Origin of the sequence: Nocardioides sp. CER19, from assembly GCF_029846275.1 — a bacterium.
GTDB lineage: Bacteria > Actinomycetota > Actinomycetes > Propionibacteriales > Nocardioidaceae > Nocardioides.
Map to the genome: position 1 here is coordinate 603,496 of NZ_JARVWS010000004.1, position 22,779 is coordinate 626,274.

Genomic DNA, 22,779 nt, shown 5'->3' on the forward strand with positions numbered 1-22,779 from the left:
GGTCAGCCCAGCCGCCCCACGAGCTCGTCGACCGTCGTGACCTGCACCAGCGGGGCGTAGAGCGACATCGCGTCGAGCGCCCGCTGGTGGTCCTTCGGACTGGCGCCGGCGCAGGCATCCGCCACCACCGTGACGCGGATGCCTGCGTCGGCCGCGGGCAGCGCGGTGGAGAGCACGCAGCAGTCCGTCGACACCCCGGTCAGCACGAGCTCGGCGGCACCGTCCGTCGCGGCGACGAGCTCGGGCCCCCACTTCCCGAAGGTCGTGCGGGTGACCACCGGGTGCCCGCCGGCGTCGAACTCCTCGGTCAGGTCGTAGAGCCGATCGTCCGGCGGGACCAGCGCGAAAGGCCACTCCTCGAAGTACGGCACCCACGCCCCGGTCGGGGTCTCGGGGGCGACGTACCGCGTGAACACCACCCGCTCGCCGAAGTGCGGCAGCAGCCGCCGGATCCCGGCGCTCGCGTTGGGGTAGTCGGGCGAGGCCCATGGACTCCCGGCAGCGAAGACGTGCTGCATGTCGATGACGACGAGCCAGGGCTCCGCCGTCATCGCTGCTCGGCATTCGGCTCGGCATTCGGCTCGGCATTCGGCTCGGTTCTCGGCACGGTGCTCTCCTCGGCCGGCGGCGTCAGCAGCCAGGTACCCAGGCCGCCGAGGAACCCGATGACCAGCGAGACGAGGACGCCCAGGTTGGCGAAGGCCCACTGGCCGTCGCGCCCACCCAGCGGGCCGAGCAGGTAGCCCTGCCAGTCGAGCCAGCCGGCGTAGGTGTTGGTGACGAGGCCCCAGCCCACGATCGTCCCGATCACCAGCGCCCCCACCGAGATCCAGCGGATGCTGCCGTAGCGGCCGGTCGGCGTGTAGAGGTCGGCCTCGACGTACGGGCGCCGCCGCAGCGCGACGTCGGCGAGGAAGACCCCGCACCACGCCGCGACCGGCACGCCCAGGGTGATGAGGAAGCCCTGGAAGGTGTAGATGAAGGTGCCCGAGCCGAAGACGATGTAGATCGCGCCCAGCAGCATGATCACGCCGTCGATCGCCGCCGCGACGTAGCGCGGGACGGGCAGGCCGACGGAGAGGAGCGCGAGGCCCGAGGAGTAGATGTCGAGCGCCGCGCCGCCGACGAGCCCCAGCACCGCGACCAGCGCGAACGGCACGAGGAACCAGGTGGGCAGCAGGGTAGCCAGCGCCCCGATGGGGTCGGCGCCGATCGCCTTGCTCAGGTCGGTGGACGATCCCGCCAGCAGCAGGCCGAACACCAGCAGCACGACCGGTGCCAGCGCCGAGCCGAACGTCGTCCAGAAGACGATGCCGCTCCCGGAGGCGCTCCGGGGCAGGTAGCGGGAGTAGTCGGCCGCCGCGTTGACCCAGCCGAGGCCGAAACCGGTCATCATGAAGACGAACCCGCCGATGACGGCGGGAGCGTTCCCGGAGGGCAGCGCCGAGACGGCGTGCCAGTGGATGTTGTCGAGGACCAGCAGGAAGTAGACGACGGTCAGCACCCCGGTGACCCAGGTGATGACGACCTGCAGCCGCATCACGATCCCGAACCCGAAGACACCGGCGGCGATGACCACCGCCACCACGACGAGCAGGACGACGACCTGCGTCGGGTGCCCGTGGCTCCAGCCGAGCTCGCCGAACACCGTCGACGTGGCCAGGACCGCCAGCGAGACGAGGACGGTCTCCCAGCCGACCGTCAGCACCCAGGAGACGAGCGCGGGCAGCCGGTTGCCGTTGACGCCGAACGACGCGCGGCTCAGCACCATCGTCGGCGCCGAGCCGCGGCGCCCGGCCAGAGAGACGAAGCCGCACAGGAGGAACGAGACGATGATCCCGACGACCCCGACGACCACCGCCTGCCAGAACGACACGCCGAAGGCCAGGAGGTAGGAGCCGTAGCCGAGGCCGAGCACCGACACGTTCGCCCCGAACCAGGGCCAGAACAGGGCGCGGGGCGTGCCGCGCCGCTCCCCCTCCGGGATCGGGTTGAGGGCGTTGAGCTCGACGGCGAGGCCCGCGGGTACGGCGGACGGTGCATCGGGCGCGACGGGCCCTGTCGTGGACGTCATGTCGCGATCTTCACGGGTCGGCGTGCGATTGTCACCGACATTCGCACGACCGACGTCGAGCCGTCGGCGCCAGCGTCGCCGGAGGGCCGCGGAGAGCCTCCGCAGCGGCGCGGTGACCCGCCACGACGTGGAGCCACGAGGGCGCCCAGCTCGCGCTCGGTGGGTGGTGCCGTGGTCCGCCCCACGCACCGCACTCGATCACACCCGGCGGCCTGGGCGCGTCGACGCGCGCCGTCCGCCGGGAGGTCGGCCACCCGCCGTCAGGCGGGCTGCATCTCCTTGATGGAGGACTCCAGCAGCTCGGTGTGGGCCTCCACCAGGGCGTCGTTCTCGCTCTTCAGCGTGAGGACGAGCTGCTCGAGCTCCTGCACGCGCGCACGCAGCCGAGCGTTCTCGGCTGTGAGATGGTGCGGCGTCCGCAGGTCGCTGTGCATGTAGCCGATCAGCGCCTTGGCCATGAGGAACGTTCCTTCGTTGGATCGCCAGTCAGCCCGCGGCCCGGGCCGTCTACCAGAGTCCCACTGTTGACCTGCAGGGTCAAACCTCGGCGAGCGGCCGCACCGGGTCCCCGGCGAGCTGGGCGAAGGCCGTCGCCAGGTCCACCGTCCAGCCGTCCGGGTGCAGCACGAGCTCGCGCGGACCCACCGGGTCGTCGACGGAGTCCAGGGACACGTGGCCGCAGGTCTCCGGGCCGACACCGACCTCCGCCATGCACGCGAGCAGCACGGCCAACGCGTCCTCCGCGTCCTCAGGCCGGACCGTCAGGCTCAGCCCGACCGCGCTCGAGGCGGCCGTGAGCTCGACCATCCGGCGCGTCCACTCCCGGTCCTCTGCCCACTCCGGATGAGCACGCAGGCGCAGCCGCACGGCCTCGTCCGGGGCGACGGCCACCAGCCAGGCGCGCAGCACGGCCGCCTGGAGCTCCGGCGGGGCCATCACGCCGTGCGGCGCGACCAGGGCACGTGACAGCGGCGGCTCGGCGACCGCACCCTGCGTGAACTCGAGCAGCTCCGCGACGTACGCCGGGTCGAGCAGCGTCTCGCCCAGCTCGTCGACGGAGGCCGGGGCCACCGAGCGGGCGGCCTCGTACACCTCGCCGAGGGCGGCGAGCCAACCGTCCCCGCGGTGCGCGCGGAGGACGGCGTTGCGCGTGCGGATTCCACGCCGACGGCGCTCCTTCGGGCGGTGGACCATCGACCGCAGCTCCTCGACGAGCGCGGCGACGTCGGGGACGCGGTGCGCGGGGTCCTCCAGACCCGGCGACTGCGAGGCCCAGACCTCGCTGTAGCGGGCGGTCTCCTGCAGGCACAGCACCGGCAGACCGGACGCCGCCGCCTCGAGCACCGCCGTACCGCCCGAGACCGGGTAGGAGTCGAGGTAGACGTCCGCCGCGGCGAAGAGCCGGCCGAGCTCGTCGACGCGACCCAGCGGCACCAGCCTGCCCGGGTAGCGCGCCGCCAGGGCGGGCCAGGGCTCGGCGTCGCCGGGGCCGACGACGAGGACCACGAGCTCGGGCACGGCGGCGAGCACCTTGTCGAGGACCTCGGCGAAGCTGACGCCGAACATCGGCGAGAGCTTCGCGGTGGTGCCCACGCACACCGCGACCGGCGTGTCCGGACCGAGCCGCATGGCGGTCCGGACCGGCCCACGATCGTTCGGTCCGGCCGGGGGCTCCACCGGCAGCGGCAGCAGCCGGAGCCGGTCCTGCGGCACTCCGCGGCTCTCGACGCACAGTCGAGCGCCCGTCGCGCGGTGGTTGACCACCACGTCGCTGACGGACAGGCCGAGCCAGTAGGCGTGGTCGACGTGGTTCTGGGTCACGATCGGCGGCCGGACGGGACCGAGCTGTGCGGCGGCGAGCGCCACGACGTCGTAGGGGTGGGTGTGCAGGACGACGGTGTCGGCACGGGCCATGAGCCCCGCCAGGGCACGGGCGCGGTCGAGGAGGGTGTCCCCCGGGCGCGCCACCACGTGGACGGTTCCACCGCTGGCGGCCACGGCGGCCGGCAGCGCCGGCGGGAGCTCGGCGCGCAGCGGTGCGGTGATCGCGACGTCGGCGGGCCGCCCGTCGCGCTCGATCCAGCGCCAGGCGAGTCGCGAGTGGCCGCCGAGGTGGTAGGCCTCCGTCAGCACGTGCAGGACCCGGCCGGTGCCGCGTTCGCCGCCGACCTCCGGCGCCGGGGCGTCGCCACGCACGGCGCGCGCGACCAGCCCCTCGAGGCGCGGGTCAGCGAGGCGCCCGACGGGCATCATCCAGGCCAGGTGCGCCGCCGTCGTGGCGACGTGCAGCACGCCCTCGGCGTCGCCGGCGGCGAGTCGCTCCTCGGCCACACCGACCAGGGCGTCGTACGCGCGTCGGTTGGCGGCCAGGGCCCGGTCCGTGTGACCGCTCATCGCGGGTCCCCCGCGATGGCACGCACGCCGATGTTCGCCAGCATCTCCGGCGGGATCTCCGGGCTGATGTCGATGAGGGCCGCCACGAGCTCGGCCGGCCAGTCCAGCATCATCGAGTTCGGCACCGTCTTGAGCTGGTAGCCGAACCGCTCGGTCACGGTGAAGCCCGCCTCGGCCAGGTCGGCGCCCAGCCGCTCGAAGTCGTAGACGCGGAGGTGGCCGACCAGCCCGTCCCGGGCGCTCAGGGTGTCGAGCGCGGGCTGCAGGCCCATCCGGACGGCCAGCCGGCGGTGCAGCGACTCGGCGTTGGGGACCACGACGACCAGCGCGCCGCCCGGGCGCAGCCAGCCGTGGATCTGACGGAACATCGCGACCGGGTCGCTGACGTGCTCGGCGATGTGCAGCGCGAGGATCGCGTCGTAGGGCTCGTCGGGCGTGAAGTCCTCGAACATCGCGGTGTGCACGACGAGGCCCTGGGCACCGTGCCGCGCGCGGGCCTCCTCGGCGAGCCGGGGCGAGCCCTCGACGACCTCGATGTCCACGCCGCGGGAGAGCAGCTCCCCGGTGACCAGACCGGTGCCGAACCCCATCTCGAGGACGCGGCGGGCGCCGCGCAGCGCCTCGAGCGTGCGGCCGAGCGAGCGCTCCTGGCCCATCTCCTCGATGTCGACGTCGGCGACCTCCCCGTTGAGGTAGTACTCCTCCGCGTAGCGGTCGAGGTCGTCGGGCGTCAGCGCCTGGGCGGCGCCCGCCTCCTGGGTCGTCGTCATGCGTCACTCGCCTCCGCTGTCCTGAGTCCTTGGATGATCTGCTCGCCGAGCGCGTCGGCGCCGAAGCCGGTGGCGGCGCCGATGACGTCGCACGCGAGGCCCTGCTGGGCGAGGACCGCCGCGGCAGCCTCGAAGTCGGCGGCGTTCCGCGCCGTGGGAAGCGCGAAGGACCGCACGGCGGCACCGCGCAGCACGTCCACCTGCGCACCCGGGCGGACGAGCCCGAGGCTGCCGAGCCCGCGGAGCGCGGTCGACGCGATGTCGTCCTCGGGGGTGTCGTGACGCAGCTCGACGGTCAGCACGGTGCGTCCCGCGGGCGCGGAGCCTCCGGTGGAGACCCGCAGCACCGGTATGTCGGCGTCGACGACGTTGAGCAGCGAGGGCACCTCGACGAGCTCGTCGGTCGCGACCTCCAGCCAGCAGACGACGGTGCGGGCGCGCTCGGGCCGGTAGTCGGCGCCGACGGCCGCGAAGAGCTGCTCCGCGGCCACCCCGACCACCGGACGGTCCGTCTCGACGACGGCGCCGTCGTCGAACGCGAGGAAGGTCCGGCCGTGTGCCGCCGGGCGGGCGGTCTCGAGCCGCCCGACGCGCTCCGTGGCGATGCCGACTGCCTCGAGCCTGGCGACGAGAGCGGTGACGACCTCGCCGGCGCCACCGTCTCGGACCGTGTGGAACGGCCGCCGGGGCTGGAAGCCCACCTCCGCGGCGCCAGCCGCCTCCGCGAGGGTTCGGGGCCAGAACAGCGGCAGCCAGATCTTGCGTCGCAGCGAGGCCGGCACGGCGGCGGTGCCACCCTCGACGAGCTTGTCCGCGACCGGCTGCATCAAGAGCCGGTGGAACGTCTTGCCGTGGTTGCGCAGCGAGGCCTCGAGCAGTGACATGTCGTCGGTGAGGTCCTCGCCGAGCACGCCGGCCGGACCGTGCTCCGCCGCGCAGGCCGCCGCCTCGGCGGCGATGGCCGCCCGTGTTCCCGTGTCGAGCGCGTCGCGCAGCGCCGTGGCGTCGGTCGTGAAGTAGAGGTCGTCGACGATCGACCGGTCGACGAGCATCCGCGGACGGTCGGCCTCGACGAGCCTGTCCCCCACCAGGTCGGCGACGTAGTCGGCGATCAGGCGGACGTAGGGCCGGTGGCCGATGACCCCGGGGACGTAGTCGACCAGCGGCGGCGGAGCGCCGACACCCTCGTAGTCCAGCTCGAGGAGGCGGACGCCGAGCTCGAGCACCCGACCGTCCTGGCGCAGCGACGCGAAACCCCCTCCCACAGGGCCCGGCGGCACCAGCAGCCGGACGCTGTTGCCCCGCGCCGCGAGCCGCTCGGCGGCCACGAGCGCGGCGACGGACGAGCCGACGACGACGCGGTCAGCCACGGCCGAGCACCAGGTAGTTCATCGCGCAGGCGTCCGGGTAGTGCCGCGCCGCCGCGATGAAGCCCTCGACGACCTGCTCGGGAAGCTGCTCCATCAGGTGGTTCGGCAGCGGCTTGAGCATGACGCCCTCCCGGGCGATCACGTCCAGGCCGGCATCGCGGGCCAGACCCGTGAGGTCCTCCACGGTCCACAGACCCCTGGTCCCCCACTGCCGCCCGCGGTCGGACACCTCGACCAGCGAGTCGATCAGGCCGAGCTCGACGGCGCAGACGCGGTGGATCGAGAGCGGGTTCTGGAGCGAGACGTGCACGCGGCCGCCGTCCCCGAGTCGCGCTGCGGCCCGACGCAGGAACTCCAGCGGGTCGGCCAGCTCGTGCAGCACGTTGGTCGCCAGCACGTGGTCGAACGACTCGCCCACGGTGGCGAGGTCGTCCAGGTCGGCGGTCACGAAGGTCGCCGCCGGCAGCTCACGGGCGCGGGCGCGCTCGAGGAAGGCCGCCGACCGGTCGAGCCCGACCCAGCGCCCCGGGGCGCTGGCGGCCATGATCTCGGCGCTCATCAGGCCGGTGCCGCAGCCGAGCTCGAGCACGGTGTCGCCCGGCTCGACCCAGGTGGCGATGCGCCGCCCCGTGGCGATCGTGTAGTGCCGGTCGAAGTCGGCGTCCGGGTCATAGGTGTCGCTGTAGTCCCGACCCTCGGTGGACGGCAGGCTGGTCATGACATCTCCCGGACGACGGTGAACCGCGGCTCGACGGTGGCGAGGACGCTGCGCTTGAAGCGGGTCAGCCCGACGTTGGGCCGCAGCCGCCCGTCCTCGTCTTCGTCGGGCTCGTTCGAGATGGCCAGGTCGAGCAGCGCCACGCCCTCCTGCACGGCCCGCTCCACCAGGTCGTGGGCCAGCGTGACCATCGGCGAGCGCGGCAGGTCGTGCGGCCCGTCGCCCCAGGCGACCACCAGGTCACGCCCGGCGGCGACGCGGTAGACCAGGGCAGCAGCGACGGGGATGTGGCCGTGGCAGAGCTCGAACATGCGCACGGCGGGCGCCAGCGCCCGCCAGGCGGAGACGACGTAGTCCTGGGAGAGGGCGAGGCGGCGTCCCTTGGCGGCCCGGTTGGCCGCCAGCAGGTCGTAGCCGCGGCGCACGCCCTCGACGTCGGTGGCCTCCCGCAGCCACAGGTCCTCGGCCGCCAGCCGCCGCAGCGCCTTGCGGGTGACCGGTCGCAGCTCGTCGACGTAGTCCCCGACGCTGCGCCAGCGCTCGACGCGGATCGCCTGGTTGAGCTCGGTCCGTACGACGCGGAAGCCGGCGTTGAGGAGGAAGAACTGGAGCAGTCCCTCGTTGGCCGAGCTGCTCGCCGGGGGCAGCTTGACCGTGATCCGGCGGACGCCGGCGGACTCGAGCTCGCGGACGGAGCCGTCGACCACGGCTTGGACGGTCTCGGCGGTCGCGTGGGTGTCGACGAGGTCGAGGCCGCCGAACGGTGCACTGAACCCCGAGACGAGCTCGTCGCCGGTCCGCATCCCGGCCAGGCCGCCCAGGAGGCGGCCGTCGTCGTCCCGGACCTCGATGCCGACGATCTGCTGGCCCGGTCGTCGGTTGAGCCGGTGGAACTGCGCCCTGTTGAAGAGGGAGCGCCACGCGTCGGAGTCCACGGCCACGGCCGGCGGAGCGGCGGTGGTGTCGAGCGCGAGCGCGGTGAGGGTCACGGCGTCCCCTTCGGCGTACGTGATCGGCACCTGAGCCTTATCCGCGGGCGCGGCCTGCCGATGGAGGCAGCATGAGGACGCTGGAGAACCCTGGCGCAACCACCGTCGCCGCCCCCTCGACACCGCTCACGCGCTCCCACGTGGCGGGCCTGCCGGTCATCGGCGACCCGCGGGGCAACCTCACGTTCATCGAGTCCGGGCTGAGCGTCCCGTTCGAGATCCGCCGCGTCTACTACCTCTACGACGTGCCGGGCGGCGCCCACCGCGGGGGGCACGCGCACCGCGACCTCCACCAGTTCATCATCGCGATGTCGGGCAGCTTCGACATCCACCTCGACGACGGCTTCGAGCAGCGTTCCCACCACCTCAACCGGTCCTACCAGGGGCTCTACGTCCCCCCGATGATCTGGCGCGAGATCGACAACTTCTCGTCGGGCTCGGTCTGCATGGTGCTCGCCTCCGAGCACTTCGACGAGGCCGACTACTACCGCGACTACGCCGAGTTCGTCGCCGACGCCGTGCCCGCCCCCGCGCCGCGGACCGGCGCGTGACAGCCACCGCCGAGCGGGCCGGCGTCCCGTTCCTCGATCTCGCGGGGCTGCACGAGTCGCTCGAGGAGTCCCTGGTCGCGGCGGTGCGCCGGACGATCCGCGCCAACCAGCTGGTCCGCGGACCGGAGGGCGAGGCGTTCGAGGACGAGTTCGCCGCCTACTGCGGCGCTCGTCACGGCGTCGGCGTCGGCAACGGCCTCGACGCGCTCAGCCTCGGCTTGCGGGCCCTCGGCGTCCAGCCGGGCGACGAGGTCATCGTGCCCGGCCACACCTTCGTGGCCACCTGGCTGGCGGTCAGCGCGGTCGGGGCGACCCCGATCGCCGCCGACGTCGATCCGAGCACCGCCCAGCTGGACCCGGCGGCCGTGGAGGCGGCCGTCGGACCGCGTACGGCGGCCGTCCTCGCCGTCCACCTCTACGGGGCGCCCGCGCCCATGACTGCGCTCCGGCGGATCGCTGACGCCCATGGCCTGGCGCTGGTCGAGGACGCGGCGCAGGCCCACGGCGCCCGGCTCGACGGCGTCCGCGTCGGCTCGCTCGGCGACGTGGCGGCCTTCAGCTTCTACCCCGGCAAGAACCTCGGCGCCCTCGGCGACGGCGGCATGGTCGTCACCGGCCGCGCGGACGTCGCGGACCGGGTCAGGGTCCTGGCCAACTACGGCGCGCGGGTCAAGTACGACCACGAGGTCCGTGGCGTGAACTCGCGCCTCGACGAGGTCCAGGCGGCCGTCCTCCGGGTCAAGCTGCCGCTGCTGGACGGCTGGAACGCCCACCGGCGCCACCTCTCAGCACGCTACGCCGCACGTCTCGCCGATCAGCCCGGGATCGCGCTCCTGGCGGTCGACCCGTCGGCCGAGCCGGTCCACCACCTCTACCCGGTGCGGCTCACCGATCGTGACGCCGTGGCCGCCCGGCTCACCGAGCGCGGCATCGGCGTCGGCATCCACTACCCCGTCCCGCCGCACCGCTCCCCGGCGTACGGCGACCTCACGCAGGTCCCGTCGCTGCCGCACAGCGAGGCCTGGGCCGCCACCGAGCTGAGCCTGCCGATCGGTCCGACCATGTCGGACGCGGACGTCGACCTCGTGGCCGACGAGCTCCTCGCGGCGGTCGGGTAGCGCGGAGGTCAGGAACGGGTCGCGATGCGGCGTCGCGGCGCCGGCTGGCACACCGGGCAGAAGTACGACGACCGGTTCATGAACGTCGCCCGCCGCATCGGCGTACCGCAGCGCCGGCACGGCTCGTCCTCGCGGCCGTAGGCGTTGAGCGAGCGGTCGAAGTAGCCGGACTCGCCGTTGACGTTGACGTAGAGCGCGTCGAACGACGTCCCGCCCTGCCCGAGGGCCTCCCCCAGCACGTCGCCGACGTGGCCGAGCAGCTCGCGCAGGACCGGGCCGGTCAGCCGGTTCCCGGGCCGCTCCCCGTGGAGCCGCGAGCGCCAGAGCGCCTCGTCGGCGTAGATGTTGCCGACGCCGGAGATCACGGTCTGGTCGAGGAGGAGGCGCTTGATGCCGCTCGAGGACCGCCGGACCCGGCGTACGAAGGCCTCGGCGTCGAACTCCGGGTCGATCGGGTCGCGCGCGATGTGGGCGATCTCCGGCGGCAGCTCGGCTCCCCCGGCACTCACGGCGAGGCCGCCGAACATCCGCTGATCCACGAACCGCAGCTCGAGCGGGGTCTCGATACGCTCGCTGGCGCTCGCTACTCGACCAACCAGAAGGCCTTCGCTGGTCGAGTAGCCGGAGCCGCTAGGCGGAGGCGTGTCGAGACCAGGCTCGCCGAAGGACAGGCCGAAGCGGACGCGCAGGTGCCGCTCGTCGGGCGAGCCGGGCGGCTGGACGAGCAGCTGGCCGCTCATGCCGAGGTGGCCGAGGATGGCGTTGCCGTCGTCGAGCGGGAGCCAGAGGTACTTGCCGCGGCGCCGCGCGGCGGTGATGGTGCGGCCGCGCAGCTCGGCCACGAAGCCGGTGGGGCCGGTCGGGTGCCGGCGCACGGGGCGCGAGTGCAGGACGTCGACCTGCGTGATGGTGGCGCCGACGACGTGGCGCTCGAGGCCGGCGCGGACGACCTCGACCTCGGGGAGCTCCGGCACGGCTACGAAGCCGGAGGCGCGGCGGGAAGGGCGGCGTCGATCTCGCCGTACGCCGTCTCGGCGGCCGCCTGCTCGGCCTCCTTCTTCGACCGCCCGACGCCGTTGCCGTAGAGCCGGTCGCCGACCTTCACCTGGGCGGTGAAGGTCTTCATGTGGTCGGGGCCCTCGTCGGCGATGACGTACTCGGGCACGCCGAGGCTCCGCTCGGCGGCGAGCTCCTGCAGGGACGTCTTCCAGTCCAGCCCGGCGCCGAGCGCCGAGGCGGCGTCGATGAGCGGGTCGAAGAGCCGGTGGACGAGCGTCGCGGAGGTCTCGATGCCCCCGGAGAGGTGGACCGCTCCGATGACGGCCTCGACGGTGTCGGAGACGATCGAGGCCTTCTCGCGGCCACCGGTGGCTTCCTCGCCACGGCCGAGCTTGATGTGGCGGCCGAGCCCGATCGCCCGGCCGACCTGGGCGAGCGCCCGGGCGTTGACGACGGCGGCGCGCAGCTTGGCGAGCCGGCCCTCGGACAGGTCCGGGTGCTTCAGGTAGAGCGTCTCGGTGACGATGACGCCGAGCACCGAGTCACCCAGGAACTCCAGCCGCTCGTTGGTCGGCAGGCCGCCGTGCTCGTAGGCGTAGGAGCGGTGGGTGAGAGCGCGCTCGAGGAGCTCGGGGTCCAACGTGGGATCCCCGAGCGCCTCGCGCAGCTCCGGATAGTCCGCGTAGGCGGTCAGTGGACCAGGCCTGTCGACTGGGTCAGAGGACCTGGCGACGGTCGGCGCGAGCGCCGTACTGGCCGCACTCGCCGCACGCGCGGTGCGGGAGGTGCTTGGCACCGCACGCCGGGTTGGCGCAGGTGACCAGGGTCGGCGCCACGGCCTTCCAGGCCGAGCGACGGTGGCGCGTGTTGCTGCGCGACATCTTCCGCTTCGGGACAGCCACTTTTCTCTCCTCTAACTGCGTACAAAAAAGTCGTCTGCCCGCCAGCCGCGGTGACGCGGCGGGTCAGGCAACCTGGCAATCCTACGAGACCCGCAGGCCCCAGTGTTATTCCTGAGCGTCCTTGAGCCCGGACAGGCCCGCCCACCGCGGGTCGATCGCCGCCTCGTGGCTGTGGTCGGGGTCGTCGGCCAGCCGCGCACCGCACTCGGGGCACAGGCCCGGGCAGTCGTCCTGGCACAGCGGCTGGAAGGGCAGGGCGAGGACGACCGCGTCGCGGAGCACCGGCTCGAGGTCGAGCAGGTCGCCGTCGAGCATGCTGACGTCGTCATCGCCCTCCTCCTCGACCGAGGCCGCGTCACGGGTGTCGTCGTAGAGGTAGAGCTCCTGGAAGGTCACGTCGACCTCGTCGGTGATCGGCTCGAGGCATCGCACGCACTCGCCCTCGAGTGCGGCGTGCGCCTCGCCCGTGACGAGTACGCCGTCCATGACGGCCTCGAGGCGCAGGTCGAGCTCGACCGGCGTACCGGCGGGGACGCTGAGGACTTCGATACCGAGGTCGGCCGGTGCGGGGGCGCTCCGGGTGAGCTCTCGCTGCGATCCGGGGCGGCGGCCGAGGTCGCGGGTGTCCAGGACGAGGGGAGCTCGAGGGTCCAGGCTGGTCACGGGGATCACTTCCGGCGTCGAGCAGTGCACATACAGATCACGGCGATGCTAGCCGCCCTCCGGGCGAGGACAAAGCCGATGCCCGCCCGACGCCCGGGCCGATGTCCGGCCGGGCCGATGTCCGCCCGTCGAGGCCGCCCCTCGCGTGCCCAGCCAGCAACTAGGGTGCTCGGGCAGACGAGAACAGAGGTGATGTGTGGCCAGGGACAAGCGCGCCGACCGACTGACGACTCTCGCGGGCGCGATCCTCGCCGTCGGTTTCCTGGCCGTGATCCTCGGCCCTGCGCTCCTCGGCCGGGGCGTCCTGCTCGACGTCGGCCTCCTGACCCGCTACCTCCCGTTCGGGGCCGGCGGCGTGCACACGGGGGCCATCTGGTGCCGGAGCGACACCATCGACGGCGTCCTGCCCGCGCTCGCGCAGATCCGGGCGGGCGTCCACAGCGGCGACCTCCCGACGTGGGCGCCGTGGGAGACGGGCGGCGCCCCGCTCGCGTCGCAGCCGCAGAACAACTTCCTGAACCCGACGATCTGGCCGTACCTGCTGCTGCCGATCTGGCTGGCACCGGCGTTCTCGACGCTGCTGCAGATGGTCGCGGGCATCGTCGGGATGGTCGCCTTCCTCGGGCGCTGGGGCGTCTCCCGGGGCGCCGCGCTCGTCGCCGGCGTCGCGTTCGTCGCCTCGGGCTTCATGATCATGTGGCACGGCTGGCCGCACGTCGCCGTCGCCTGCTTCATCCCGGCCCTGTTCTGGGCGGTGGAGCGATCCGTCGCCCAGCCGTCGCCGCGCAGCATCGCGTGGCTAGGGCTGGTGATCGCCTGCATGCTCCTGGGCGGCTTCCCGTCCGTGACGCTCTACGCGCTCACCGGTGCCGCCGTCTACGCGCTCGCGCGACTGGTCGCCGAGGGTCGTCGCCGCGGCGTACGGCACGCCGTGCTGGGCGCGCTCACCTCGGGAGCCGGGGTGGTGCTCGGCGCGCTGCTGTCGGCCGTGCAGATGCTCCCGTTCGTCCGGGAGCTCGGGACCGTCGGCCTCGACACCCGCGACTTCAGCAACTCCCACCTCCCGGCCTCGTCCCTCCTCACGACGCTGGCACCCGGCGCATTCGGCACGTGCACCGACGGCCACATGTTCGGCGAGCGGAACGCGGTCGAGATGATCGCGTTCGCGGGTGCCGCCGTGCTCGTCCTCGCCGTGTTCGCGTTGGTCGCCCGGCCCCGCACCGACACGCCGTCACGTCCCCGCTGGATCCTGGCCGCGATCCTGGTCGTGGCGGGAGCCGCGATCTGGACCGGAGGCATCGCCTTCGACGTGCTGAAGCATCTGCCCTACTTCAAGAGCAACATGATCGGCCGGGCCACCTCGTTGACCGGCTTCCTGCTGGCCGCCCTCGCCGGTTTCGGGCTCGACCGCCTCCTGCACCCGTCGACGCCGCCCGACGAGGAACGAACGGCCGAGGACGCAGTGGCGGACGGACGGCGCCGTCACCTCCGGGTGGTCGGCGCAGTGGTCGGCGCAGTGGTCGTCGTCGCCGCGGGCCTCGTCGCCTGGTGGGCCTGGGCCGAGGCCCGCACGGCCGCCCGCGAGGCCCACTCGCTCGGCGCGTTGATGCAGGCGGTCCACCTCCCGCTGGTGGCACTGGCCCTCGCGATCGTCGGCGTCGTCGCGGCGGCCCTCCTGCGGGGCCGGCTGCGGCTGCTCGTCACGGCGTGCGTGGCCGTGCTGCTCGTCGCGCAGAGCACCGCCTTCGCCCACCGGGAGCTGCCTCTGAGCTCGCGGGACGACTTCTACCCCATCACCGACACCCACCGCTTCCTGCAGGACAACCTGGACGGCTACCGCTACGCCGCCCAGGGCAGGGAGATGTATGTGGCGACGTCGGACTACTACCGGCTCCGCACGCCCGTGGGACACCAGTTCACCCAGCCGGGCTGGGCCGACCTGATCAAGACCGTCGACCCGGACGCCATGCCGACGCCGACGTTCAGCATGTTCAACCGCCTGCCCGACGCGGGCGGCAACCCGATCCTCGACCAGCTCTCGGTGCGCTACTGGGTGACCGACCCGTCCTACGTTCCGGGGCGCTCCGTGGCGAGCGACGGCGCCGACGCCACGGGGCCGGAGGTCACCCTCGACGCCGGGGCCGTCGCGCACTGCACCGTGCCGGGCGGCGCGATCGCCGGCGTGCAGGTCGAGCTCACCGCCGACCACCCGGTCAACACCTACCGCGCCGCCCGCCTGCACGTCCGGGTCAGCGACGCCGAGGGCACCACGAAGGGTGCCCGGGCGATCGCGACGCGACTCCGGTCCGGCCCGCAGCGGGTCGCGCTCGAGTCCAGCCCGCCGGAGACCGACAGCCCCCGTCGCGTCGACGTCTGGTTCACGGGTCTGCGCACCCCGGTCAGCCTCGCCGGGACCGCTGCAGGCGGGATCAGCTGCGAGGCGGTCCGGCCCTCCCAGCACATGACGCTCGTCCAGGCGACCCCCGGCGCGAACGTGTACGAGAGGCCGAACGCGCTCCCCCGCATCCGGTGGGCGAGCCGGAGCGAGATCGTGACCGACCGGCTCGAGCGCCTCAAGCGGATGGCGGCCGGGCTTCCCCGCGACACGGTCCTGCTCGAGCAGGAGGACGCGCAGGCCGCCACCGGGGCTCCGGCCGACGTCCACGTGGTCGCCGACGACCCGGAGCGGATCAGCGCCGACGTCAAGGCCTCCGGGCTCGGCTACCTCGTCGTCGGTGACGCCATCGTGCGGGCCGGCTGGACGGCGTACGTCGACGGACGAGCGACCCCGATCCTGCAGGCCAACCACGCCTTCGGGGCCGTGGCCGTGCCGGCGGGCGAGCACCGCGTCGAGCTCCGCTACACGGCTCCCGGCCTCCGGACGGGCATGATCATCAGCATCATCGCCCTGCTGCTCACCCTCGCGCTCCTCCTCGTGCCGGCACTGGTCTCGACCCGATCTCGCGCACGAGCGGCGGCGCGCCGCCGCGAGCAGTAGACGGGCGCCGGCATGCGACCAGCAGAACGTGTCTCCCAGGTCGTCGTCGGTCTCCTCGCGGCGGCGTACGTCGCCATCACGCTCGGGCCGGCGCTGCTCGGACGGGGCGTGCTCGCGGACGTGGGCCTCCTCACCCAGTTCCCGCCGTTCAACAGCGACCACGTCTCGACGAATGCGATCTGGTGCCGCTCCGACACGATCGACGGCGTCCTGCCCGCCATGGCCCAGATCCGGGACGGGCTCGCGCACGGGGAGATCGCGACCTGGACGCCGTTCGAGGCCGGGGGCGCCCCGCTGGCCGCCATGCCGCAGAACAACGTCCTCAACCCGACGGTCTGGCCGTTCCTCCTCCTGCCGACGTGGTACGCCCCGGCGCTCGCCGCGCTGCTGCGGACCGTCGTGGCGGTCGTGGGCATGGTGGCGTTCCTCGGCCGGTTCGGGGTGAGCCGTGCCGCCGGCGCCGTCGCGGGCCTCGCCTTCGCGGCGTCGGGCTTCATGGTGATGTGGAACAACTGGCCGCACGTCGTCGTCGGCTCCTTCATCCCGCTGCTGTTCTGGGCGGTCGACCGGGCCGCGACCCAGCCGTCGCCGCGGAGCGTGGCGTGGCTGGGGCTCGTCGTGGGGTGTCTGCTCCTGGGCGGGTTCCCCGCCGTCGCGATGTTCGCGCTGACAGCCGCGGGCGTCTTCGCCGTTGCCCGCCTGGTCGTGGTGCAGCGTCCGCACGGCACCGGCGCGGCGGCGCGGGGCGCGCTGGTGGCGGGGCTGGGGGTCGTGCTCGGCGGCGCCCTCTCGGCGGTCCAGCTGCTGCCGTTCGTCAGTGACATCGGCGACGTCGCCCTCGGGAGCCGCGACTTCGTCGGCGCGCACCTGCCGTGGGTGCACTTCGTGACGACGGTGGCGCCCGGGACGTTCGGGACCTGCGCGGGAGGCGAGCGCTTCGGCGCGAAGAGCGTCATCGAGGCGACCGTCTTCGCCGGCGCCGCGGTGGTGGTCCTGGCGCTCTACGCCGTCACGGCCCGTCCGTCCCGCGGCTGGCGCGCCCCGCGCTGGGCGCTGGCCGGGATCCTCCTCGTCGCGCTGCTCGCGGTCTGGCAGGGCGGGGTCGTGCTGTGGCTGCTGCAGAAGCTGCCGTTCTACTCGAGCAACTCGATCGGACGGGCGACGTCGGTCACCGGCTTCCTCCTCGCCGCGCTCGCGGGGGTCGGGCTCGACCGGCTCCTCAGGGCCGGCAGCCCGTCCGACGACCCGTCGCCTCGACGGCGCGCGGGTCTCCGCGGTCGGCGCTGGCAGCTCTACGTCGTGGTCGTCGCCGCGGCGGCCGTCGGCCTCGCCTGGTCGGCGTGGTCCACCGCTCGGGCCCTCGCGGTCGACCAGGGCATCACCGACCTCTTCGACGACGCGCTCCGCCTGCCGGCCGTGCTGCTGGCCCTCGCGGTGGTCGCGCTGGTCGCCGCGATCTGCGCCCCGCCCGCGGTGAGACCGATCGCGGCGCTGGGCCTCGCCGCGCTCGTCGTCGCGCAGAGCACCGTGTTCGCGCACACGATGCTGCCGCTCAGCTCGCGCACCGACTTCTACCCGGAGACGCCGACGCACCGGTTCCTCCAGACCCACCTCGGTCACGAGCGCTACGCCTCCTCGGCGACCGTCCTCTACCCGGCGACCTCCGACTTCTACGGGCTGCGCACCCCGGTGGGACACGAGTTCACCCGCCCGACGTGGCGCGAGCTCCTCGAGGACGTCGACCCCCACGCGATGGTGACGCGCACCTACAGCGTCTTCCACCGGGTGACCGGGGTCGCCGACCAGCCGGTGCTGGACGCGCTCGCGGTGCGCTACTGGGTCACCGACCCGGGTGCGGTGTCCGGCACGGTGGTGCACCTCCCGGGCACCAGGTCGCGGGCCACGCTCGCCGCCTCCCCCGACGCCCACGTCTCCTGCGAGGTTCCCGCCGGGCGCCTCCGCGGGGTCGTGGTCACCCTGCCCACAGGTCTCCCGCTCCCCACCGGCGAGGTCGCACGCGTGCACGTGCGGCTGCACGGCGCGTCGGGAGTGGTCGACGGGGCGCGGGCGATCCCTCGAGCGCTCGGCCGCGGCCCGATGCGGGTCGCGCTGCCCGCCGACCTCGACCTCCCTGCCCGTGGCCGGGCGGAGCTGTGGTTCACCGGCGTGGCCACGCCGGTCGAGCTCGGGGGCACCCGCGACGGGTCGGTCCGCTGCGGGGTCATCCGCCCGGACGACGGCCTGCGGCTCGTCGACGCGGCGCCCGGCGCGCTGGTGTACGAGCGGCCGCACCCGCTTCCCCGCATCAGGTGGGCCGGCACGAGCCGGGTCGTCGCCGACCCGGCCGATCGGCTGCGCGAGCTCGCGGCCGGCGTACCGCGGGGGATGGTGCTCCTCGACAGCGACCGCACACCGCCGGCGAGCGGCGGCTCCGCCCGGGTCGACGTCGTCCAGGACGACCCGGGACGGATCACCGCCGACGTCACCGCCCGCGGCGCCGGCTACCTCGTCGTCGCCGACGCCATCGCCCGCAACGGCTGGACGGCGTCGGTCGACGGTGAGCCCGCCGCCCTCGTCCCCGGCGACCACGGCATGGCCGCCGTCCCGGTGCCGGACGGGACGCACCGTGTCGCCCTCCGCTACCGGGCGCCCGGACTGCGCGTCGGGTCCGTCATCAGCGGCGTGGCCGCCGTCGTCACCGTGGTCCTGTTCGTCGTCGGCGGCAGGCGCCGCCGTGTCCGCCCCGCCGACCCGGTCGGGCCGGCCGATTAGTATCGACCCAACCTCCGCCCCCACCAGAACGAGGACTCCGTGCGTCTTGTCGTCCAGATCCCCTGCTTGAACGAGGAAGAGACCCTTCCCGCGGTCCTGGAGTCGATCCCGACCCAGATCCCGGGCATCGACGACATCATCGTGCTCGTCGTCGACGACGGGTGCACGGACCGGACGGTCGAGGTCGCCCGGGCCCACGGCGTGACCGAGTTCGTCCACCACGCCCGCAACCAGGGGCTGGGCCGCTCGTTCCACGACGGCGTCGTGCGCGCGCTCGAGCTGGGGGCCGACATCGTCGTCAACACCGACGGCGACAACCAGTACCCCCAGGACCGGATCACCGACCTGGTCCAGCCGATCGTCCGCGGCGCGGCCGACATCGTCATCGCCGACCGGCAGGTCGCCCTCGTCGAGCACTTCTCACCCCTGAAGAAGTCGCTGCAGCGGGTCGGGAGCGCTGTCGTCAACAAGGCCGCCGGGACCGCCCTCCCGGACGCGGCCAGCGGCTTCCGCGCCTACTCGCGCGAGAGCCTGATGATGCTCAACACGATCACGCGCTTCAGCTATTGCATGGAGACGATCATCCAGGCGGGCAACAAGCAGCTGAAGATCGAGAGCATCCCGGTCGAGACCAACGCCAAGACCCGCGAGTCACGGCTGTTCAAGTCGATGCCGGAGCACATCCTGAAGTCGGCCGCGGCGATCATCCGCTCGTTCATGATGTACAAGCCCTACGTCATCTTCGCGTGGCTCACCCTGCTGTTCGGGATCCTCGGGCTGATCCCGTTCGCCCGCTACGGCGTGCTGTGGCTCGACGACCGTCAGGGCGGTCACCTGCAGTCGCTGCTGCTCGGCGCGCTGATGTTCATCATCGCGTTCATGAGCCTCATGCTGGGCGTCGTCGCCGACCTGATCCGGACCAACCGGATCCTCATCGAGGACAACCTCGAGCACACCAAGCGGGCGCGCTTCGGGAAGTCCGGGACCGAGATCCTCCGCGATCAGTCGTCGCGGCCGGAGTTCGACTGGCCCAAGGTCGACACCGGCTTGCGCTGAGCGCGCCAGCGGACCATCTCGACCAGCGCGAACACCAGGTCGCACACGGTCGCGATCGCGCGCGCCAGCAGCGCGACGAGCAGCGCCGTCGACCCGGTGACCACGCCGGCGAGGGCGAGCACGAGGGTCCCCTCACGGATGCCCGCGCCGGCCGGCAGCAGGAAGGCGAGCATGCCCAGGCTGTAGGCGAGCGCGTAGCCGCCGACGGCCGCGGGCAGCGACGCGAGCACCGGCGCACCGAGACCGGTCACCAGCAGCCACACCTGGAGGCCGAACAGCAGCCACGTCACCGCCTGGAGCAGCAGCGCGCGGCGCAGGGCCGGCCAGGTGGGGAGCGTGGTGATCGGCTCGCGGCCGATGAGCTTGAGCAGGCGCGTGAGCACCCAGCCGAGAACCGGCGGGTGCACGCCGACGTACAGCAGCGGCAGGACGAGGACGAGCCACCAGTAGCGTCGCGCGATGTCCTCCCCCGCGAGCGGGAGGAGCAGGACGGCGACCGTCGTCCCGGCGACGACGGCGACCGCGAGGACGAGGACGCCGACGGCGGCCGACGTACGACGGGGGACCTTGAACTCCCGGCCGAGCTCCATCTGCGCCATGACCGACCACATGGTGCCGGGCACGTACTTGCCGAGCTGGCTGATGTAGAAGACGCGCGCCGCGGCCCCGAACGGCAGCGGGGCGCCGAGCTCGGCCATCAGCACCCGCCAGACCTGGAGGGAGACGAGCATGGCGAGCACGGCCGGCACGAAGGACGCCGCGATCACCGCCGGTGAGAGCCGGTCGAGGTCGTCGCGCAGCGCCTCGTAGTTGCGGTAGACGGCGTAGAACGCCAGCAGCACCACCACGACGAGCGCGACCCGCTTCGCCCAGACGACGCTCCGGCGGTCGCGGGAGGCGTCGGCGGGAACGTCGGCGGCTGGCTCAGGCACGGGGCGAGACTACGCGGCGCACGGCTGGCGTCCGACGACCCGGTCGCTAGCCTGACCGCCGTGCGAATCCTGGCCTTCGGCACCTACGACGTCAGCGCCCACCCGAGGGTGGGCGCCCTGGTCCAAGGGCTGCGTGACGACGGCCACGACGTCGTCGAGGTGAACCGGCCCCTGGGCCTCAGCACGGCCCAGCGGATCGCCATGGTCCGCCAGCCCTGGCGGCTGCCGCTCCTGGCCCTGCGCCTGCTGCGCTGCTGGACCGCACTGGCCTGGCAGGGGGCCCGCGAGCGGCGCCGGTCCCGGCCCGACGCGGTCCTGGTCGGCTACCTCGGCCACTTCGACGTGCACCTGGCCCGCCTGCTCTTCCGAGGTACGCCGATCGTGCTGGACCACCTCGTCTCCGCGGCCGGGACGGTCGCGGACCGCGGCCTCTCCAGCGGCGGCCCGAAGACGCGGCTGATGCGGGCGATCGACGCGGCGGCCCTGCGCGCGGCCGACGTCGTCGTGCTGGACACCGCCGACCGACTCGGATCCCTGCCGGACGCGGCCCGCGTCAAGACGGCCGTGTGCCCGGTCGGCGCGACTGACCGATGGTTCGCGGCCGGTGCCGTGACGGTGGACCGGGCACCGCGAGACGGCCTCCGGGTCGTCTTCGTCGGGCTCTACACGCCGTTGCACGGGACGCCGGTCATCGCCGAGGCGATCGCGGCGCTCGCCGACGACGCCCGGATCGAGTTCACGATGGTGGGCAGCGGGCAGGACCGGCCGCGGGCCGAGCGGCTCGCCGCCGCCAACCCGCGGGTGCGGTGGGTCGACTGGGTCGGCGGCGACGAGCTGCCCGACCTCGTCGCCGGCCACGACGTCAGCCTCGGGATCGTCGGGACCACGGCGAAGGCGCTCGAGGTCGTGCCGACGAAGGCCTACCAGGGAGCGGCTGCCGCGACGGTCGTCGTCACGTCGGACACTCCCCCGCAGCGCGCGGCGCTCGGCGACACGGCCGTGCTCGTCCCCCCGGGCGACGCGCGCGCCCTGGCCGATGCCCTGCGGCGGCTCGCCGACGACCCGGACTCCGTCGCCCGACTGCGCCGGTCGGCGTACGGCCTGGCGCGCGAGCGCTTCACCGCCGGCGCGGTCGTCCGGCCGATGCTCGACGCGCTCGCGGCCCTCCGCGCCCCGCGTTGAGTGCACCGGTTAGCCTGATCGCCGACCCAGAGGAGCGATCTGTGACCGAGACCCGCCCGAAGACGACCGAGCCGCTGCCCCCGCTGGCGATCCGCGCCTGGCTCCGCTACGACGTGGTGAAGGGTGTGATCGACCGGCTGCGCCCTCGCACCGCGCTCGAGATCGGCTGCGGCCAGGGCGCGTTCGGCGCCCGCCTCGCCGAGCGTGCCGACTACCTCGGCGTGGAGCCGGACGACACCTCGTTCGACGTCGCCTCCTCGCGGATCGTCCCGCGCGGTGGCCGGGTGCTGCACGGGATCCACTCGGTCGTCCCCGAGGGCTCCACCTTCGACATGGTCTGCGCCTTCGAGGTGCTCGAGCACATCGAGGACGACGCGGCCACGCTCGCCGAGTGGGTCCGGTTCGTCCGCCCCGGTGGCCACCTCGTCCTGTCGGTCCCGGCCTTCCAGGACAGGTTCGGCCCGATGGACGTCCACGCCGGGCACTTCCGGCGCTACAGCCCCGACGAGCTGCGCTCGCGGCTGACCGACGCCGGTCTCACCGACGTCGACGTCACGGTCTACGGCTGGCCGCTCGGCTACGCCCTCGAGGCGGTCCGCAACCGCATCGACGCCAAGAAGCTGCAGCGGGTCGGCGATGCGTCGATGGCCGAGCTGACGCAGGCGAGCGGGCGCACGTTCCAGCCGACGACGTCACGGCAGGGCACCTTCGTCGCCGCGTCGACCGCGCCGTTCCGGCTGCTCCAGCGGCTCCGCCCGACGGCGGGCACCGGTCTGGTCGCCGTCGCGCGGCGGCCCGACTGACGCCTACCGCGCCAGCTTCTCCTCGAGCCGCTCGGCGACGAACTCCGGCACGAACGCCGAGATGTCGCCGCCGAACGCGGCGACCTCCTTGATGAGGCTCGAGGAGACGAACGCGGTGCCGGTCGCGCCCGGCAGGAACATCGTCTCGATGCCGGTCAGGTGGACGTTCATCTGCGCCATCGGCAGCTCGTACTCGTAGTCGGTCGCCCCGCGCAGACCCTTCACGATCGCGATCGCGCCGATCTCACGGCAGAAGTCGACGATCAGACCCGTGAAGCCCGAGACGCGCACGTTGTCCCACGGCCGCACGGCCTCCTCGAGCATCGCGAGGCGCTCCTCGGGGTCGAACAGTCGGCGCTTCGAGACGTTGACGCCCGTCGCGACGACGATCTCGTCGAACAGACCGGCCGCCCGGCCGATGATGTCGAGATGACCGTTGGTCACCGGGTCGAAGGAGCCGGGGCAGACCGCGCGACGCATGACGGACA

General features: G+C 73.3%; 21 protein-coding genes. 7 read left to right on the forward strand and 14 right to left on the reverse strand.

The genetic code is table 11. The features are described from left to right. Window positions 1-2 precede the first annotated feature (2 nt). The 8 genes from QDS12_RS22380 to QDS12_RS22415 all read right to left on the reverse strand — a co-directional run bounded on the left by QDS12_RS22380 (window position 3) and on the right by QDS12_RS22415 (window position 8,345). On the reverse strand, window positions 3-551 hold the full coding sequence (locus QDS12_RS22380; RefSeq protein ID WP_279883314.1) for a cysteine hydrolase: 549 nt from the start codon (window positions 549-551) through the stop codon (window positions 3-5). Continuing rightward, window positions 548-2,074 carry a cytosine permease gene (locus tag QDS12_RS22385; RefSeq protein WP_279883316.1) on the reverse strand — a complete coding sequence of 509 codons (1,527 nt, stop codon included), beginning with the start codon at window positions 2,072-2,074 and terminating at the stop codon, window positions 548-550. Before QDS12_RS22385 ends, QDS12_RS22380 begins: the two co-directional genes overlap by 4 nt. Window positions 2,075-2,334: 260 nt before the next feature. Continuing rightward, window positions 2,335-2,532, reverse strand: coding sequence for a hypothetical protein (locus QDS12_RS22390; RefSeq protein ID WP_279883319.1), 198 nt, complete (start codon window positions 2,530-2,532; stop codon window positions 2,335-2,337). Window positions 2,533-2,611: 79 nt separating this feature from the next. Further along, entirely contained in the window at window positions 2,612-4,468 is a 1,857-nt protein-coding gene (locus QDS12_RS22395; RefSeq protein WP_279883322.1) for a glycosyltransferase, read from the reverse strand. Next, entirely contained in the window at window positions 4,465-5,238 is a 774-nt protein-coding gene (locus tag QDS12_RS22400) for a class I SAM-dependent methyltransferase (protein WP_279883325.1), read from the reverse strand. Before QDS12_RS22400 ends, QDS12_RS22395 begins: the two co-directional genes overlap by 4 nt. Then, a complete protein-coding gene (locus tag QDS12_RS22405; protein WP_279883328.1) occupies window positions 5,235-6,608 on the reverse strand; it encodes an NAD(P)/FAD-dependent oxidoreductase in 1,374 nt (457 codons plus the stop codon). Before QDS12_RS22405 ends, QDS12_RS22400 begins: the two co-directional genes overlap by 4 nt. Beyond that, complete coding sequence (locus QDS12_RS22410) at window positions 6,601-7,326, reverse strand: class I SAM-dependent methyltransferase (protein ID WP_279883331.1); 726 nt, start codon at window positions 7,324-7,326, stop codon at window positions 6,601-6,603. The genes QDS12_RS22405 and QDS12_RS22410 overlap by 8 nt, the downstream gene beginning before the upstream one ends. Further along, window positions 7,323-8,345, reverse strand: coding sequence for a GNAT family N-acetyltransferase (locus tag QDS12_RS22415; protein WP_279883334.1), 1,023 nt, complete (start codon window positions 8,343-8,345; stop codon window positions 7,323-7,325). Before QDS12_RS22415 ends, QDS12_RS22410 begins: the two co-directional genes overlap by 4 nt. Window positions 8,346-8,386: 41 nt before the next feature. Here QDS12_RS22415 and QDS12_RS22420 point away from each other — a divergent pair, with 41 nt between their 5' ends. Together QDS12_RS22420 and QDS12_RS22425 are read left to right on the forward strand one after the other, a co-directional pair. Further along, window positions 8,387-8,866, forward strand: coding sequence for an FdtA/QdtA family cupin domain-containing protein (locus QDS12_RS22420; protein ID WP_279883337.1), 480 nt, complete (start codon window positions 8,387-8,389; stop codon window positions 8,864-8,866). Then, window positions 8,863-9,984: a DegT/DnrJ/EryC1/StrS family aminotransferase gene (locus QDS12_RS22425; protein WP_279883339.1), complete on the forward strand. Its 1,122-nt coding sequence runs from the start codon at window positions 8,863-8,865 to the stop codon at window positions 9,982-9,984. The genes QDS12_RS22420 and QDS12_RS22425 overlap by 4 nt, the downstream gene beginning before the upstream one ends. A gap of 8 nt (window positions 9,985-9,992) precedes the next feature. Here QDS12_RS22425 and QDS12_RS22430 read toward each other — a convergent pair whose 3' ends face one another. From QDS12_RS22430 to QDS12_RS22445, 4 genes are all read right to left on the reverse strand, one after another. Next, complete coding sequence (locus QDS12_RS22430; RefSeq protein WP_279883342.1) at window positions 9,993-10,958, reverse strand: Fpg/Nei family DNA glycosylase; 966 nt, start codon at window positions 10,956-10,958, stop codon at window positions 9,993-9,995. Between the two features lie 2 nt (window positions 10,959-10,960). Beyond that, complete coding sequence (gene rnc / locus QDS12_RS22435) at window positions 10,961-11,623, reverse strand: ribonuclease III (protein WP_279883346.1); 663 nt, start codon at window positions 11,621-11,623, stop codon at window positions 10,961-10,963. 76 nt (window positions 11,624-11,699) lie between these two features. Continuing rightward, window positions 11,700-11,885, reverse strand: coding sequence for a 50S ribosomal protein L32 (rpmF, locus tag QDS12_RS22440; protein WP_081790257.1), 186 nt, complete (start codon window positions 11,883-11,885; stop codon window positions 11,700-11,702). A 105-nt stretch (window positions 11,886-11,990) separates the two neighbouring features. Beyond that, the gene (locus QDS12_RS22445) at window positions 11,991-12,548 is read right to left on the reverse strand and encodes a YceD family protein (RefSeq protein WP_279883353.1); all 558 of its coding nucleotides are present in this window, start codon (window positions 12,546-12,548) and stop codon (window positions 11,991-11,993) included. A 196-nt stretch (window positions 12,549-12,744) separates the two neighbouring features. Here QDS12_RS22445 and QDS12_RS22450 point away from each other — a divergent pair, with 196 nt between their 5' ends. From QDS12_RS22450 to QDS12_RS22460, 3 genes are read left to right on the forward strand one after another with little or no spacing between them, the layout of a single operon-like run. After that, window positions 12,745-15,546, forward strand: a complete 2,802-nt coding sequence (locus QDS12_RS22450) for a YfhO family protein (protein ID WP_279883356.1) — start codon at window positions 12,745-12,747, stop codon at window positions 15,544-15,546. A gap of 12 nt (window positions 15,547-15,558) precedes the next feature. Further along, complete coding sequence (locus tag QDS12_RS22455; RefSeq protein ID WP_279883359.1) at window positions 15,559-18,318, forward strand: YfhO family protein; 2,760 nt, start codon at window positions 15,559-15,561, stop codon at window positions 18,316-18,318. A gap of 39 nt (window positions 18,319-18,357) precedes the next feature. Next, window positions 18,358-19,374 carry a glycosyltransferase family 2 protein gene (locus QDS12_RS22460; protein WP_279883361.1) on the forward strand — a complete coding sequence of 339 codons (1,017 nt, stop codon included), beginning with the start codon at window positions 18,358-18,360 and terminating at the stop codon, window positions 19,372-19,374. On the opposite strand, the gene QDS12_RS22465 is transcribed toward QDS12_RS22460, so the two are convergent. Further along, window positions 19,320-20,306: a lysylphosphatidylglycerol synthase domain-containing protein gene (locus tag QDS12_RS22465; protein WP_279883364.1), complete on the reverse strand. Its 987-nt coding sequence runs from the start codon at window positions 20,304-20,306 to the stop codon at window positions 19,320-19,322. The two genes, QDS12_RS22460 and QDS12_RS22465, sit on opposite strands and share 55 nt — an antisense overlap. 60 nt (window positions 20,307-20,366) lie before the next feature. Here QDS12_RS22465 and QDS12_RS22470 point away from each other — a divergent pair, with 60 nt between their 5' ends. Together QDS12_RS22470 and QDS12_RS22475 are read left to right on the forward strand one after the other, a co-directional pair. Beyond that, a complete protein-coding gene (locus QDS12_RS22470) occupies window positions 20,367-21,488 on the forward strand; it encodes a glycosyltransferase (RefSeq protein ID WP_279883367.1) in 1,122 nt (373 codons plus the stop codon). Window positions 21,489-21,529: 41 nt separating this feature from the next. Continuing rightward, window positions 21,530-22,291: a class I SAM-dependent methyltransferase gene (locus tag QDS12_RS22475; protein WP_279883370.1), complete on the forward strand. Its 762-nt coding sequence runs from the start codon at window positions 21,530-21,532 to the stop codon at window positions 22,289-22,291. 3 nt (window positions 22,292-22,294) lie between these two features. Here QDS12_RS22475 and coaD read toward each other — a convergent pair whose 3' ends face one another. After that, window positions 22,295-22,771 carry a pantetheine-phosphate adenylyltransferase gene (gene coaD, locus QDS12_RS22480; RefSeq protein WP_279883372.1) on the reverse strand — a complete coding sequence of 159 codons (477 nt, stop codon included), beginning with the start codon at window positions 22,769-22,771 and terminating at the stop codon, window positions 22,295-22,297. Window positions 22,772-22,779: the final 8 nt, after the last annotated feature.

Bases quoted from the DNA above. Each gene is read 5' to 3' on its own strand.
- QDS12_RS22395 (WP_279883322.1), bottom strand. From the start codon at position 4,468: ATGAGCGGTCACACGGACCGGGCCCTGGCCGCCAACCGACGCGCGTAC.
- QDS12_RS22420 (WP_279883337.1), top strand. From the start codon at position 8,387: ATGAGGACGCTGGAGAACCCTGGCGCAACCACCGTCGCCGCCCCCTCG.
- coaD (WP_279883372.1), bottom strand. From the start codon at position 22,771: ATGCGTCGCGCGGTCTGCCCCGGCTCCTTCGACCCGGTGACCAACGGT.
- QDS12_RS22400 (WP_279883325.1), bottom strand. From the start codon at position 5,238: ATGACGACGACCCAGGAGGCGGGCGCCGCCCAGGCGCTGACGCCCGAC.
- QDS12_RS22410 (WP_279883331.1), bottom strand. From the start codon at position 7,326: ATGACCAGCCTGCCGTCCACCGAGGGTCGGGACTACAGCGACACCTAT.
- QDS12_RS22385 (WP_279883316.1), bottom strand. From the start codon at position 2,074: ATGACGTCCACGACAGGGCCCGTCGCGCCCGATGCACCGTCCGCCGTA.
- QDS12_RS22380 (WP_279883314.1), bottom strand. From the start codon at position 551: ATGACGGCGGAGCCCTGGCTCGTCGTCATCGACATGCAGCACGTCTTC.
- QDS12_RS22390 (WP_279883319.1), bottom strand. From the start codon at position 2,532: ATGGCCAAGGCGCTGATCGGCTACATGCACAGCGACCTGCGGACGCCG.
- QDS12_RS22455 (WP_279883359.1), top strand. From the start codon at position 15,559: ATGCGACCAGCAGAACGTGTCTCCCAGGTCGTCGTCGGTCTCCTCGCG.